This is a genomic window from Mesomycoplasma ovipneumoniae ATCC 29419, assembly GCF_028885435.1.
In the GTDB taxonomy this organism is placed as follows: domain Bacteria; phylum Bacillota_I; class Bacilli_A; order Mycoplasmatales; family Metamycoplasmataceae; genus Mesomycoplasma; species Mesomycoplasma ovipneumoniae.
The window spans coordinates 220066-236131 of the sequence record NZ_CP118522.1 but is presented as its reverse complement, the minus strand read 5'-3'; the positions used below and the strand labels follow the sequence as shown (position 1 = coordinate 236131).

Annotated in this window: 11 protein-coding genes and 1 tRNA gene; 8 read left to right on the top strand and 4 right to left on the bottom strand. The window is 29.5% G+C overall.

Features of this window, described 5'->3' with window-relative positions:
* The first annotated feature begins 54 nt into the window (after positions 1-54).
* The 8 genes from PWA39_RS00995 to PWA39_RS00960 all read left to right on the top strand — a co-directional run bounded on the left by PWA39_RS00995 (position 55) and on the right by PWA39_RS00960 (position 11269).
* The gene (locus PWA39_RS00995) at positions 55-270 is read left to right on the top strand and encodes a hypothetical protein (protein ID WP_044285877.1); all 216 of its coding nucleotides are present in this window, start codon (positions 55-57) and stop codon (positions 268-270) included.
* The gene (locus PWA39_RS00990; RefSeq protein WP_069099657.1) at positions 251-2290 is read left to right on the top strand and encodes a heavy metal translocating P-type ATPase; all 2040 of its coding nucleotides are present in this window, start codon (positions 251-253) and stop codon (positions 2288-2290) included. Before PWA39_RS00995 ends, PWA39_RS00990 begins: the two co-directional genes overlap by 20 nt.
* 923 nt (positions 2291-3213) lie before the next feature.
* The gene (locus tag PWA39_RS00985) at positions 3214-6150 is read left to right on the top strand and encodes an AAA family ATPase (protein WP_069099656.1); all 2937 of its coding nucleotides are present in this window, start codon (positions 3214-3216) and stop codon (positions 6148-6150) included.
* Positions 6151-6234: 84 nt separating this feature from the next.
* Positions 6235-6387, top strand: coding sequence for a 50S ribosomal protein L33 (rpmG, locus tag PWA39_RS00980; protein ID WP_010321078.1), 153 nt, complete (start codon positions 6235-6237; stop codon positions 6385-6387).
* 1 nt (position 6388) lies between these two features.
* Positions 6389-7423: an aminopeptidase P family protein gene (locus PWA39_RS00975; protein ID WP_069099655.1), complete on the top strand. Its 1035-nt coding sequence runs from the start codon at positions 6389-6391 to the stop codon at positions 7421-7423.
* A gap of 81 nt (positions 7424-7504) precedes the next feature.
* Positions 7505-7580: transfer RNA gene (locus tag PWA39_RS00970), tRNA-His, on the top strand.
* A 268-nt stretch (positions 7581-7848) separates the two neighbouring features.
* Positions 7849-9096: a DDE-type integrase/transposase/recombinase gene (locus tag PWA39_RS00965; protein ID WP_129643620.1), complete on the top strand. Its 1248-nt coding sequence runs from the start codon at positions 7849-7851 to the stop codon at positions 9094-9096.
* 514 nt (positions 9097-9610) lie between these two features.
* Entirely contained in the window at positions 9611-11269 is a 1659-nt protein-coding gene (locus PWA39_RS00960) for an IS1634 family transposase (RefSeq protein ID WP_274827456.1), read from the top strand.
* A 406-nt stretch (positions 11270-11675) separates the two neighbouring features.
* Here the strand turns inward: PWA39_RS00960 and PWA39_RS00955 are convergent, their stop codons facing one another.
* From PWA39_RS00955 to PWA39_RS00940, 4 genes are all read right to left on the bottom strand, one after another.
* Positions 11676-12680 (bottom strand): alpha-ketoacid dehydrogenase subunit beta, encoded by a 1005-nt coding sequence (locus PWA39_RS00955; protein ID WP_069099531.1) that lies wholly within the window; start codon positions 12678-12680, stop codon positions 11676-11678.
* The gene (gene pdhA / locus PWA39_RS00950; protein WP_069099532.1) at positions 12680-13804 is read right to left on the bottom strand and encodes a pyruvate dehydrogenase (acetyl-transferring) E1 component subunit alpha; all 1125 of its coding nucleotides are present in this window, start codon (positions 13802-13804) and stop codon (positions 12680-12682) included. The genes PWA39_RS00955 and pdhA overlap by 1 nt, the downstream gene beginning before the upstream one ends.
* A 135-nt stretch (positions 13805-13939) precedes the next feature.
* Positions 13940-14455, bottom strand: coding sequence for an adenine phosphoribosyltransferase (locus PWA39_RS00945; protein ID WP_044284485.1), 516 nt, complete (start codon positions 14453-14455; stop codon positions 13940-13942).
* Positions 14456-14473: 18 nt separating this feature from the next.
* Positions 14474-16057, bottom strand: a complete 1584-nt coding sequence (locus PWA39_RS00940; protein ID WP_069099533.1) for an amino acid permease — start codon at positions 16055-16057, stop codon at positions 14474-14476.
* Between the last annotated feature and the right edge of the window lie 9 nt (positions 16058-16066).

Here is a 16066-nt window from a genome sequence, read left to right as displayed (position 1 = left end):
GTTTTTTATTGTAAAATTATATCCTAATCAATAATTTTAAATAAAGGAATTAAAATGAAAACAACAAGATATTTTAGTATTGACATTAAATGTGCAAGCTGCAAAGTAGTTTTTGAAAAACTATTTGCAAATTTGGAAGATTTTCAATGGACTGCAAATATCAGTGCTAAAGTTTTGAAAATTACTGCTGACGAAGAAAAATATCCTGACGAATTTATTAGTGAAAAATTAGCTTCTGTTGGTTATACAAGTGAAAAAATCGACGAATAATAGAAAATTTTTCGTTGACTCTAAACAAAAGGCAAAAATAAAAATATTTATTGAGTTATTAATTTTTATTTTTGCCTTTTTTTCTTTTATTTTTGATACTTTAAATAATTACAAAGTTCTAAATTTTAGTCACGATCACAAAATTCATCTAATTTTAGCGTCAATTTTGTTTTTCTTTGCATTTTTAGTTATTTTTCTAGAAAAAAAATATTTTTTAGCATACAAAAACCTTTTAAGAAAAATTTTTACAATGGAATTGCTAATAGCGATTGCAAGCCATGTTTCATTTATTTATTCAGCAATTTCATTTTTGTATAAAATAAGCACCGGTGAAAAAATTAGTATGGAATTTTTTGAAGTCTCAATTATTCTGTTCTTATTTTTTAATGCCGGTAAATATCTTGAAGAAAAACTACAAAAAAAATCAAGCACAGACTTTCAAGGCATACTAAAATTAAAAAATCGCTATTCGCATATAATAGTTGATGGCAAAAAAGAACAAATTTTAACTAGTAAAATTACTCCTGGCAATATTGTTTTTGTTCCAAAAGGCGAAGTTATTCCAACTGATTCAACCCTAAATTCTGATTTTGCAACTATCGATTACTCGTCAATTAACGGTGAGTCTTTGCCGATTGAATTTGTTAAAAATCAAGAAATTTTGTCTGGAAGTATCAATGTTGGCGAGCCGATTTACCTAACTTCAACAAAAAAAGCCCAAGATTCATTTTTAATGCAAACAATTAACAGGCTAGAGTCGATTTTTGAAACTCCTTCCAAAATTGAAAGAGTTTCAACTAAAATAGTTTCACTTTTTACTCCAACTGTCTTAATTTTGTCATTTTTGGCTTTTGCAATCTGAGTCATAATCGGTTATTCACTTGGTGATTTTGAAAAAATTTATACAGGCTTTACACCTCCGCGAAATTCTCATCCACTTTATGTTGGCGCTCATATCGGAGTTGCTGTTTTGGTAATTTCTTGTCCTTGTGCTTTTGGAATAGCAGCGCCGATGGCCATTTATTCTTCTTCGATTTTGGCCTCAAAAAATCGAATTTTATTTGCAAATTCAGAGATTTATGAAAAAATTATTACCACAAAAACAGTAATTTTTGACAAAACCGGAACTCTAACCGAGGGAAAACCAAAAGTTGTTGAATTTCAAGGTGATTCAAGTTTTTGGCCCTTGATTAAAGAAATGGCCCAAAATTCTAAACACCCAATTTCACTTTCAATTCATAATTTTTTACCAGAACATCAAGAAAAATTTGACAATTTTAAGGTTAGCGAAACTCCTGGCCAAGGTTTGGAACTTATTGATTCAGACTCAAATAAATATAGCCTTATTTCTCATGAGTTTGCAAAAAATAATAATTTTTTGATTGATGATAGTTTTAACTTTGACAAGATAGGAAATTACACAGTTTTTGCTAAAAATGATAGAGTTATTGCTGTTTTTTTAATAATTGATCAAGTTAAAGAAAGTGCAAAAAAAGTTGTTAAAAAATTTCAATCTCAAGGTATAAATTGCATTATTGCCTCAGGAGACAATCCAAAAAATGTCGAAAATGTAGCAAAAATACTAGGAATAAAGCAATTTTATGCAAATTTAAAGCCTAATGACAAGTTTGAATTAGTAGAAAAATTAAAAAAAGAAACACCAATTATTTTTGTCGGTGATGGTCTAAATGATATTTTAGCTTTAAAATCCGCCGATCTTTCAATCGCTTTTGAAAGTGGTTCTAATCTTAGTAATTCAATTGCCGATATTTCCTTATTTGAAACAGATCTTGTTATGGTTTATAAATCACTTGAAATTATCAAAAAAACTAATAAATTAGTTAAATTAAACTTTTTGTGAGCAATTTTATTTAATTCGCTTTTTATACCTTTGGCGTTTTTAGGTTTTATAAATCCAGTTTTTTCAATGTCATTAATGCTATTTTCATCAATTTTCCTTATTGTCAACACAATTATTTTCAAAAAAAGACATCAAAAGTTTCTCGAAAAAGCGATTTAAAATATTCATTTTTGTATTTGCCAATCTTACTTGTTTCCAATATTATTTTAATTTTAACCTATGAATTCATAGGTTTTTTTATGCTTTTTAGATTAAAAATTATTCTTTAGCTTTTTGAAAATAATATAAAAACTCCTGAGTTTGACAGTTTGATGGCAAAAATTCACTTTTTAGTGAATATAAATACGCAAGAAATAACCGTAAATTCGGGTTTTTTGAGGCTAAAACCTTAATTTTTACAGTTTTGAAATTAACCTTTTGTAAAAAAAAAAAAAATGTTTGGTCAAAAATAAAATTGTGTTATAATAAGTCACACTAAGAATGAATTAATAAATTTGATATTGAATTAAGGGGGACTTATTATGTTTTTTGTCTAAAAAAGTCAGACAGCGCGAATTATCCATTATATTTTTAAATATGATGGAATGCCTTAAATTTAACCGTTTAGAAATCTATAAATTTAAGGCTTTTGGTTATTGTTCTTTCAAAACTTCATATATTTTTTTAGGCTCAATGTAAATAAAAATGAGTTTTCTATTTGCATTGAGTTTAAATAGTAGTTGTATTTTTTATGGTTTTTGTTATTTTATCATAAATGATTTTTGTGATTGTTTTAGCTAAAAAAGATAGTTTAATGATTTTGTAATTTTGCTTTTTAAGATTATCTATCAAACTTGGAAGCACGGGAGAAAAATTAGAGTTTTATTCTTGAATTAGTATTTATACTGTGTTATTTTCAAAGTTTCTAGGTTCTAATTATTTTTTAAAAAATAAAATTTTAAAAAATTAAAAAAACAATGAATCGCTTTATGAGTCACTAATGCAAAAAAAATGCTTTTTTTAGCGTTTTTTAGGATAAGTTTAATATAATTTACTTATTTTAAAAATTTAATTTATCAATATTTATCAAGAAATACCAAATTATGAAGTTAATTAAAATTGAAATTGAAGGTTTTAAATCCTTTGCCGAACCCGTTAGCATCAAATTTGACGGTTCTATTGTTGGAATAATTGGACCAAATGGTTCTGGAAAATCAAACATAAATGATGCAATTAAATGGGTTTTAGGTGAAAAATCAGCAAAACAACTACGTGGATACAACATGGACGATGTTATTTTTGCTGGTTCAAAAACAGTCGCTCCTGTTGAAAAAGCGATGGTAAAATTAACATTTAGTGATGAAAGTCGCGAAGATTCTGCCCAAATTTTTACAATTTCACGACTTATTAAAAGAGGTCAGGGTACTAATGAATATTTTTATAATGATCAACCAGTTCGTTATAAAGATATCCGTAATTTAGCAATTGAGGCTGGAATTTCAAAGTCATCACTTGCGATTATTTCTCAAGGTACAATTTCTGAAATTGCTGAGTCGACCCCTGAGCAAAGAAAGCTTGTAATTGAAGAAGTTGCCGGAACTTCCAAGTACAAAAACGACAAACAAGAAGCTATTGTAAAACTTGATCAGACCCTTATGGGCATTGAAAAAATTGAAATTCGTGTAAAAGAGCTTGAAACTCAAGCAAAACAACTTGAAAAACAAGCAAAAAATGCCAAAATATATTTAGAAAAATCAAAACAATTAGAATCAGTTGAAGTTGGATTAATTGTTAGTGATATCAAAAAGTATCAAACTGAATTAGAAAAAATTGACGAGCAATTATCACGCCTTAAATTTGAAGAGCCTAAATTTGTAAGTGAAATTGAATCTAATGAAAGAATAATAAATGACAATGTCCAAAAAAGAACACAAACTGATCTAGAAATTACTGAAAAAAGCAATCAAATAAGTAATCTTAAAAGCGAAATTAACAATATAAACTTAACTTATGCTAAAATGACGCAACTTCAGGAGATGATATTATCCCAGCAAATTAACGTTAATTTTGAACAAAAAATAGCCGCTTTAAAGCAAAAGTATGATCAAATTCTAGTTGAGAAAGACAATTTTTCGAACCTAATTTACCAAAACAAACAAACAAAATCAGGAGTTGTTCAAAAAATTGCTGATTTAAGTGCCAAAAAATCTGAAATTGACTCAAAGTTAAACAATTTAAATTCAGAAAAAATTATAAGCCAAACACAAATTTTTGAACTGCAAAAAACAATCGAATCTAGGTCTTTTTTGCCCAAAGGTACAAAGGTAATCGTTGAAAATAGTCATCTTTTTTCAGGCTATTGTGGTGTTGTTTCTGATTTAATTAAAATTCCACAAAAATATACAGATGCAATTGAAACAGCTCTTGGCTCAAGTTTGAAACAAATTGTTGTTGAAAAACCAGAAAATGCCGTTGAGGCGATTAATTTTTTGAAAAAAAATCACGCCGGAAGTGCAACATTTATTCCACTTTCAACATTAAAACCACGATTTATTCCTGATTTGTATTTAAGCCACCTTCAGACTCAAGAGAGTTTTATCGGAATTGGTTCTAATTTGGTAAATTATGAGAAAAAATACCAAATTTTAGCTGATTTTTTGCTTGGTGGCGTTATTGTTAATGATACAATCGACAATGTTAATAAAATTTCGAAATTTGTTGATCATAAATTTGTTGTCGTCACTTTAGATGGCGATATTGTCCGCACAAGTGGTATAATTTCCGGTGGTTTTAAGCAAAAAAATGATTCAGTTCATTCTTTGGAATTAAGAATTAATGAACTTAAAAATAAAGTGAATTTTTTTGAGAAAAAAATTCAAGAATTTAAGGTAGAATCTAATAATCTTGAACAAACCATCAATAAAGAATCTTACTTTTTGCAGCAAACCCAAATTTCTCTTGATGAATTAGAAAATAAATATAGTGCTGCAAAAGTTGAGCTTGATAAAATTAGAATTGAAAATCAAGGAATTGAAGCTGTATCTCAGAGTGATGAAATCGATTCAAAAGTCAACGAAACTTTAAAACAAAAAATCGAACTTGAAAATTCAATTGTAGCCCTTGAATCTGAACTAAAAATTTTAAATCGTGAAAAACAAGAATATGATTCCCAAATTTCTAAATTAACAGTTTTAGTTCAGCAACTCAATCAAAGTCAGCGAAATGTTAATGCCGAATTAAATCAAAATCAAACAAACAAAGATAAATATGAGTTTCTTTTATCAAACCTAAAAACCACCTTGTCGCAAAAATATAATTTAACCTTTGAATCAGCGCTTGAAACACACCAATTAGAAATTGAAACTCAAGATGCCCATGATCTTGTTAATAGTTTAAATTCGGAAATAAAAGCGCTAGGCAATATAAATCTTGATGCAATTGAAGATTTTGAGACCACATCAAATCGACTTGAAAAATTAAAAACTAGTCAGCATGAACTTGAAGTGGCTAGATCAAAAATTTTAGAAGTAATTTCTGATCTTGACAAAATTATAATCGCAAAAACTCAAGAAATTGTTGACCTTGTAAATTCGGAATTTAACTTAGTTTTTCAAAATATGTTTGGTGGCGGAAGTGCTAAAATTTACTTTAGTGACAAAAATGATATTTTGAATTCTGGAATTGAAATAAGCGCTCAACCGCCAGGCAAAACTATCAAGAATATCCGTCTTTTTTCAGGTGGTGAAAAAGCAATAATCGCAATTTCACTATTATTTTCAATTATAAAAGCCCGGCCAATTCCACTCTGTATTCTTGACGAAGTTGAGGCTGCCCTTGATGAGGCTAACGTAATTCGCTATGTTGAATTTTTAAAGCAGCTAAAACAAAAAACACAATTTTTAATTATCACTCACCGTCATGGGACAATGTCACGCGTTGATCAACTTTTAGGAATTACAATGCAAAAACGTGGAGTTAGTTCAATTTTTTCTGTTGAACTTTCCAAAGCAAAAGAAATTTTAAAAGATGAACTTCAATAATTTTGCAATTTGTTATAATAAAATGCAAAATTATGTTATAATTATATATTTACTAAGATTTAAATTTTTTTAAAAGGAGCCAAAATGCCAAGAGAAGGTCTAACATTAAGATGCATTGATTGCAAAATGGAAAATTATATCACTAAAAAAAATAAAAAAACAAAGCCTGAAAAAATTGAAGTAAAAAAACACTGCCATAAATGCAACAAACACACTTTACACCGTGAGAAAAAATAATATGAATCCTAAATATTTAAATAAAGCTTTTGAAGAAAATAATTTAGATGTTATAATTTCATTTTCTTACCAAACTCGCCTTTGACTCACAAAAGTTTCAGCTACTGATGGACTTTTATTTATTCAAAAGAGCGATTCTTATTTGTTTGTTGATGGTCGTTACATTGAAGCAGCCCAAAAAAACGCTAAAAACTGCCAAGTTTTACTAATTACAAAGCAAAATCTTGAAGACTTTTTATCCCAAAAAAACTATCACCGAATTGGAGTTGAGGCTGAATATTTAACAGTTGAACAACTCAATAAAATCAAACAGTGATTCCCTAATTCTGAGATTATCAATTTATCAGCTCAGCTTTTTCGAATTATTAAAACTGACGAAGAAATTCAAAATATCCAAAAAGCAGTTAATATTTCACTTGAAGCCTACAGCAAAATTTTACCAAAAATTCAACCAGGTTTGACTGAAAAATCAGTTGATATTGAACTAAATTATCAAATGAAATTACTTGGGGCTGAAAAAGAATCTTTTGATTCAATAATTGCAACTGGTCCAAATTCAGCAATGCCTCATTGAAGAGCCAGTTCGGCAAAAATTCTTGATAATGATCTTCTAAAAATTGACTTTGGTGCTCTTTATAATGGTTATTGCGCTGATATTACTAGAACTTCATATCTTGGAAAACTTGAGTCAAAAAAAGAAGAAATTCTTGAAATAGTCAAAAAAGCTGCAGAATTAGGCCGTAAAAAAGTTGCCCCTGGTGTTAGAGCATCAGAAATTGACAAAGCCTGCCGTGATTATATCGACCAAAAAGGTTATGGACAATATTTTGTTCACTCAACTGGTCACGGAGTTGGAATTGATATTCACGAATTGCCTGTTGTTAGCGCTAACAGTGATACAATTTTAGAACCAGGAATGGTTATAACTGTTGAACCTGGAATATATATCCCTGGAGTCGGTGGTGCTCGAATCGAGGATGTTGTTCTTGTAACTGAAAAAGGATTTAAAACACTTTCTCGAGAAGAAGAATCATAAAAACCTTATTTTTTTGCAATTAAAATTAGCAAAAAAATAAAAAAATTAATTAAAAATATGTTATAATATTTAATTAATTTGGTGGATGTGGCGAAGTGGCTAACGCATCGGGTTGTGGTTCCGACATACGCGGGTTCGATCCCCGTCATCCGCCCCATTTCTTTAAATAGACCAAAAACAAAACTAGACTTTAACCAGTCTAGTTTTTTATATTTACAATTTTTCCCTGACTTTGGCAGTTTAATTGCAAAAGTTCACTTTTTAGTGAATGTAAATATGACAAAATACCGCTAAATCCGGGTTTTTTGACCTAAAATCTTAATTTTTATAATTTTGAAATTAACCTTTTGCAAAAAAAAAAAAAAAATGTTTAAAAATTAAGTTAATATATTAATTTCAGACACATTCAAAAAAGGTGTGTTAAAATGAAACAATACAAATTTACAGTTGAAGACAAATTTAAATACATTAAAATTGCCGAATCTAAAGGGCTAAAAAACGCAATTTTGGATTTTGCAGAAGAATTTAGAGAAATTTACAAAAACAAATCTAAAAGTAAAAAAGCGGATAAAGAATGAATGTTGCATATATACGCTAATAATTTGATAAGAAATTGGCAAAAAAAGTTTTATAATAATGATATGAAAAGTTTAATTAGTACTCGTGGAAAAATCAAATCTCCACGCAAACCAAAAAAGAAATATACAATTAACGATCTTTCCGAAAATGATCGTGGAATTTATCAAGAAATAGTGGAGAGGGTTCTTAAAAGATCCGGAATTGACCCCGCAATTATTCTTGAGGAGCTCAAAAAATTAAAACAAGAACAAGAGAAAGATAAAGATAAAATCGAAAATTGCACTAGAATTTGTAGCGTTTTTAACGTTAATCGCACTTCTATTTATGAGAAAATAAGGGTGAAAAAACCACCAAAGAAAATGATTTATGATGAAGACTTACTTGAGTGAATTCGTGAAAATTTCTATTTATATCGAAAGGTAAAAGGCCGCGACATCCTATATAATATTTACATAAATCAGGGAAATTATGTAAGCACGTACGTGTTTCAAAAACACTACGAATTTTTAGGATTAAAATCAATTGCTTATAAAAAGCAAGGAAAACCGGCACCAAAAGAGAAAAAGTTTACACGAATTTGGACTGAAGATCATATCAAAGGTGAATTTAGCTCAGAAAATTTTGGTGAAAAATGATTTGCTGATATTAAATTTATCAAAATTAACAACGAATGATTTTACCTACACTCAATTATTGAAACAAAATCCAATTACTTGCTCAATTTTTCGATTTCTAAAACAAGATTTTCAGAAGAAACTATAAACTTAGTAAAACAAACAATCAAAAAGTATAATATTAAACCAAAATTTTTCCATTCAGATCATGGCGTGGAATATGCGAACTACAAATTTGCTAATTTTTTAAAACAAAACAATATCCAACAATCAATGTCACCAAAAGGCAATGCCCTTGCAAACAGACCTATTGAATATTTTTATGCAGTTTTTCAACGAGAATTGCTTAATATTGAGGGCGAAAATTTTGAAAATGTAGCTATTGCTTATCAAAAAATAAGTGAATTTATTGATTGGTATAACTATGAAAGGCCTCAAAGTTGCTTATCATATAAAACTCCAAGCTATTATATGAGGTAAATTATTTGTCCAAATTTTTTAAAATGAACATGCTAGAAAAAATTAACAAAAGTGGTGCAATCAAAATCATAGGTAAAAAACTAATTGTCTGAGATTTTTCTACTTATTTATGTTTGGTCAAAAATAAAGTTGTGTTATAATAAGTCACACTAAGAATAGAGATTAGAATTAAGGGGAATTAGTTATGTTTTTTGTCTAAAAAATCAGAAAATGCGAATTATCCATTATATTTTTAAATGTGATGGAATGCCTTAAATTTAACCGTTTAGAAATCTATAAATTTAGGGTTTTGGTTATTGTTCTTTCAAAACTTCATATGTTTTTTAGGCTCGCTGCAAATAAAAACGAGTTTTCTATTCCCGAGTTTCCCAGTTTGAAGCGCAAAAATTCACTTTTTAGTGAATATAAATATGAAAAAAGACCCGTAAATCGGTGCTTTTTGAATGTAAAACCTTAATTTTAATTGGTAGCATTTGGTAGCATTTTAAGTAATTTTATGGTATAATTATACATTATGAAAAAACAAAATTTGTTTTTATTTAGTGTTTGAGGATCTTCAAAAGATAAACCATATAAATATGTTGGCTGAACACAAGGTTATTCCAAAGATCCAAAACGTTGATTTAGTTTAGGAAATGAGCGGAATTTGGAAAAAATTAATCCAAATGCTGTTCAAATTATCAAAGAAAAATTGAAATTGTTTTCAAATTTAGATGACAAAGATAAAGTCAAGGCTATTTTACTTGATTCTATTAAAAATTCAAGCATAATCGAAGGTTCGGTTTTTGTTGGCGGGGAATTAATTGAAAAACTTATTGAAAAGCACAATATTTTTGAATCACTTCCTAAAAGTAGACATAAAAATATGAAGGAAATTTTTAACTACTTAATTTCAAAACGGATCACTGATCCTGGCAGCATTATTAATGCTTTTGATAAAAAGGATGACTACTCAAATCAAATAAATACTTCCAAAAATAGCTTTTATAGACTTTTAGATCTTGTCTATGAGTCACAAAATCAACTTTTAAATAGTGTCAACAAAATGGTTATAAGCGAACTTGGAAAAAGGGACAGTGAATTTTATTTTGATTCATCAACAGTCTATTTTGAGACATTTGAAAGAAATGGATTAAGAATTCCTGGTTATTCTAAAGATGCTAAATTCAAAGAAGACCAAATTGTCATTGGCTTAGCGTGTGATAAAAATGGTATTCCTTTTCATATTAAAGTTTTTAAAGGAAATACCGGCGATTCTAGTACATTAATCCCTTTTGTATTAGATGTTGAATCCAAATATAATATCAAAAATATGACAATAATCGCTGATCGTGGCATGTCAACTGCCGCAAATATTCGATTTCTTGAATCAAGAAACTATAATTTCATTATTTCTTATCGTGCAAAGGTAGGAACTCAAAAATTCAAAAATTATTTACTAGATCCAAGCGATTATGTTAATGTAAGTGCGGATTTTAAGTATAAAAAGAAGAATTTTATTCATCTTATAAGAATAAAAGATACACCGAAAATATTAGAAGAAGAATTATTACTTACAGTGCAAAAAAGAGCGATAAAAGACAGCAAAGCTCGCGAAGAGCAAATCGAAAGTTTTATTAAAAAGCAAAATAAAGATGGTTTTATTGAAGTAAACAAATTGTTTGGCAAAAAACCTAAATATTTTAAGGAAATTTCAAACATGAAATTTGAATTAGATCAAAGTAAAATTGACAAAGACAAACAATTTGATGGTTACTATGTTTATGAAACAAATATACTAAATTCAAATGTCTTAGACATAGTTGAAAAATACCAAAAACAGTGGAATATTGAAGCTAATTTTAGAAGTCTAAAAGGTTTGTTGAATATTCTACTCGTATTTTTAAGAATTGACGAGCACATTCTAGCTCATACACTTTTGTGTTTTATCTCACTAGTTATTTTAAAAACTATAATATTTAAAATCAACAAACATATTAGTGATAACAAGTTATTTCAAAACAATCAATTAACTGAGGTTAGTTTAGTAACGATGTTGCAAAAATTAAGACAAAGGGTCGAATTTAACACTTTAGATCAGCAAATGATATTTAAAAATCGAGATGGTGTTCCTAGTGATCCGAATATTTGAAATAGGTATGATTTTTACTATGATGTGTTAATAAATCAGTAAAAAAATTGTTATTAACTTTTACCGAAAAACTTAAAAAAGTACCTAAAACCAGATGCTTTTTTAAAATTACCTTATGAAACTGGGAAACTCAGGTTCATATGTTTTTTTAGGCTCGCTGCAAATAAAAACGAGTTTTCTATTTGCATTGAGTTTAAATAGTAGTTGTATTTTTTATGGTTTTTGTTGTTTTATCGATAACTTGATTTTGCTGTGTTTTAAAATAGGTAATTAACTTTTGCCAAAAAAGTTAAAAAAGCGCCAAAACCAAACACCTTTTTAAGATTAGCCCATCAAATTGTGAAACTCGGGATTTTTTCTGTTATAATAAAAAACCCTCAAAATCAAAGGACTTTATGATTTTGAGGGTTTACTTAATAATTAGGAAAATTTTTAAACATGCAAATTATTAAGAGTTCATAATTTGACGAATTTTATCGATTATTTTTTCTTTTGTAATTGTGTGGAAATTTTCACCTTTTGCTAACGGAACTGTAATGTCATATCCAGTAAGACGAGCAGGAGCTGCTTCTAAATATTCAAATGCTTTTTCGTTAACACGAGTTATAATTTCGGCTGAAACTGAAAAAGATTTAACAGCTTCATGAACAACTAAAATACGTCCAGTTTTCTTAACTGATTCGATAATAGTTTCGGTATCAACTGGCTTAATTGTTCTTAAGTCAATTAGTTCAACATCAACATCTTCAAGTCCAGGAGTTGAACTAAGAGCTTGAATAGCGGCGATTGATTCATGAACTTGAGCACCGTAAGTTACGAGTGTTAAGTCACTTCCTTCTTTAATTACATTAGCTTTTCCGATTGGAACTTCGTAAATTCCAGCAGGAACTTCTTGTTTAAATGCACGGTATATTTTTTTAGGCTCAAGAAATACAACCGGATCTGGGTCATTAATTGCGGCAATTAAAAGACCTTTTGTGTCATATGGAGTTGAAGGCATAACAACTTTTACTCCAGGAATGTGGGCAAACATTGCTTCAATTGCTTCTGAGTGGTGCTCTAGAGCACGAACTCCACCTGCCATTGGCATTCTTAAAACCATTGGCACAGTAAACCGACCACGAGAACGGTTACGATAACGGACTGCGTGAGCAAAAAGCTGTTGAAAGGCAGGGTATGAGAAACCTTGGAATTGCATTTCTGCAATTGGACGTAGCCCGGCAATGGCTGCTCCAACTGCAACACCACAAATAGATGCTTCAGCTATTGGGGCGTCTCAAACACGATCAATTCCGTATTTTTTTTGTAATCCTTCAGTTGCACGGAAAACTCCACCTTCAAATCCTGCATCTTCTCCTCAAAGAACAACGCGAGGATCTTTTTCCATCATTAAATCAATAGCATTTGTAACTGCACCGATATTATTTAGAGCGATTTTATCTGAATTTGCCATTATTTAGCTCCTTTAAAAAATTCGATTGCTTCTTGTTTTTGTTCTTCAAGTTCAGGAGGTAAGGTCTCGTAGGTGTAATCGAAAATTTCATCGATTGTTGAATCTAAACCAATTAGAGATTTTTCGTAAGTTTCTTTAACAACAGCTAAAGAATCATCTCAAATTTTTTGTTTTTCTTCTTCAGTTAACATGTCACGATCAAACATGTATTTTTCAATACGGTGCATTGGCTCTCATTTTTCGTGTTCTTTTTCTTCTTCTTCAGTTCGATAAATTCTTGGGTTATCGGAAGAAGTGTGAACACCTTGACGTCAAGTAACAAATTCAACAAGAACAGGGCCATTTCCGGCACGAGCATAGTCCACTGCTTCTTGAATTACTTCGTAGGAAGCTAAAAGGTCATTTCCGTCAACACGAACTCCAGGCATTCCGGCGGCTTTTGCTTTTGCAGCGATTGTTGAAGCGGCATTTTCGTATTTATTAGGGGTTGAAATTGCTCATTGGTTATTATTTACGCAAAATACAACAGGTCATTTTCAAATACTTGCAATATTTAGAGCTTCGTAAAATTCACCTTCAGCAGTTCCACCATTACCAATAAAACTCATTGAAACAATTTTTTTACCGGTTAATTTTGCAGCATAAGCGATTCCGGCAGCATGTGAAAATTGAGTTCCGATTGGAATGTTAATTGGTAAAACATTAACATCTTTAGGAATTACGTTTCCTTTTTCACTTCCGTTTCAGTATTGCATTTGATTTATCATTGGAACACCAAGATATAACATTGTTGCATTTGAACGGAAAGCAGGAACGAATCAGTCTTCTTTTGTAAGCGCCATTCCTGAAGCAACTTGGAGAGCTTCTTCACCAAAGTTAGGGGCAAAAGTTAACATTCGACCTTGACGTTGAAGTTGGGTCATATAAACATCTTGTTGACGTGATAAAACCATAAATTCATAGGCTTTTTTGATTTGATCAGCAGATAATCTAATATCTTTTTTCTCATCAAGTTCGCCAAAAACAGTCGAAGTTAAGAGATTTCCATCAATATCGAGATACCTAATCATTTCATGGTCTTTGTCCATAATTTGGTCAGGTTTGACGTAACGAAATTTTTCCATGAATCTCCTTTTTTATATTTTTTTAATATTTTAAATTATAAACTCAAAAAAAACAATAAATTTTTTTAATTTGAGCTTATATTAATATTATAACAAAATTTAAAAATTTTGCTACTTATTTTTTAAGGCTAAAAATTACTTTATTTTAATGAGTGAAGTAACCTCATAATTTTCTAATTTTTTTCGACCTTCTAATTGTTCGAGCTCAATTAAAAAGATAATTTTTGAAACAATAGCTCCGGCATTTTCGATCATTTTTGTGATGGCATTTACAGTTCCTCCAGTCGCGAGCACATCATCAATAATAGCCACTTTTTGGCCTGGTTTGATCATTCCGGTTTGAACTTCTAAAATTGCAGATCCATATTCTAAATCATAGGCAAATTCTTCGACATCACCTGGCAATTTTCCGGCTTTTCTAACCATTATGAATGGTTTTGAAAGAAAAGCGGCTGTTGGTGTTCCGAATAAAAAACCTCGAGCATCTGGTCCAACAATAATATCTACATCTTTTGCAAGCGATGCCATTTCAACAATTGCATAATTTAAAGCTTTACCATTTGCAAGTAATGGCGAAATATCTTTAAAGCTAATCCCTTTTTTTGGGAAATTATCAACTGTGCGAATATAATTTTCTAAGTTAATTTTCATAACTTTCTTATATTATATTTATAATTTGCTTTTTTTAACAGTTTTTTTTATTTTTTTTGTTAAATAGGCTCAAAATACCGGAAAAACAGGAACAATTATAAATAAAATAAGAACAATAACTTTTGTAACTCTAGTTTTTAGAATTAAGTTAAAATTTTCAATCTCAGGTTGATAAATCAAAATTGTAAAAAGATCGACAATTGGCACAACAACTGCAAATAATAAAATTAATGAAATGCAAATTACGGAAATATAACCAAAAAACAGGAAGTATTTTTGTTTTTCGATAGCAATTTTTTTTGTTTTTCGATTTTTAATGCAACCATAAATGGCAGCAGCAATCAGTAAAAAACTAATCAAAGCCGATCAATTTCCAGTAATATCAGCAAATGAATATAAATTATTTAATTTTTGACCATAAGTTCCATATTCTTGATCATCAAAGCCAAAAACACCAATAAGTGTAAAAATAATTAGAGCCAAGACTGAAAAAATAATTAAAAAATAAGTTGAAACAACAGGTTTATTTAAATTTACATATTTTTTTCACCTTTTGAGCAAAAAAAACTCGTTTTTGTGAATTAATTCCTCAAGTGCCCGCGGACCTCACAATGTAAAAACATTGATAATTCCAAGAAGACTAATTCCAATTAGTAAAAAAGTTGTTCCTAAAATTAATTTAATTGTAAGTGGATGCCATTTTAATTCATTTTTTGCAATATTAATAAATGACGAAATTGAACCATCGCCAACAATTGAAGTTGCAATTGCAATAAAAAGATATATTATTGTGGTGATTCCGATTCCTAAAAGAATAGCAATTGGTGTTTTTTTAGGCTCCTTCATTTCTGATTGCAAACCAGCGGCAGTAAAAAATCCTTCATATGAAAAAAATATTCCAGCCATTGAAATTAAAACTCCAACGCCAGGCAAACTTGAGGAAATTGAAACTCCTTCAGTTTTTATTTTTTCAACACTTGCAAATTCAGGTTGAGAAAGAAGTTTGTTCGAACCACCTTGAAAATATAGAATAAATCCGACAATAACTGTCACAAAAATAGGGATAAATTTTGCAATTAAAATAATTTTATTGTGAAATTCAGCAACTTTTGTGTTTAGACTAATTATAAAAAAGTAAATAACAATAGCAATTGAAACAACCAAAACAATAACTCAGTCAAATTTCATATTTCAATCACTAGATGATTCAAGGCCAAAAGCTGCAATTGCATCTTGCAAAATTTGCATAAAATAAACAGGCAGAACAAAATAAGTAAAGGGTAAATATAAATAAATTATGAAATTTTTCGAAATTTGAAAAAAACTCTCAGAATTAAAGAGTTTATTTCAAATAATGACAGATAAATTTGATTTTTTTGTTGCAGATGAAATTTCAATTAATGCAATTGCCATCGCAACAATTGCAAAACAAGCAAAAACTCAACTTCCAATTGCAAGTCCAAGATTATAACCTGAATTTTCAATAACAGCCTTGGATTTAAAAAAGATTCCCGCACCAATACTTGCGCCAAGGACGATTAAAAGAGCGCCAAAAAAGGTGATTTTCTGAGACTTGTTCTTTCCAAGCGTTCCTGTTGCCATATTTTTCCC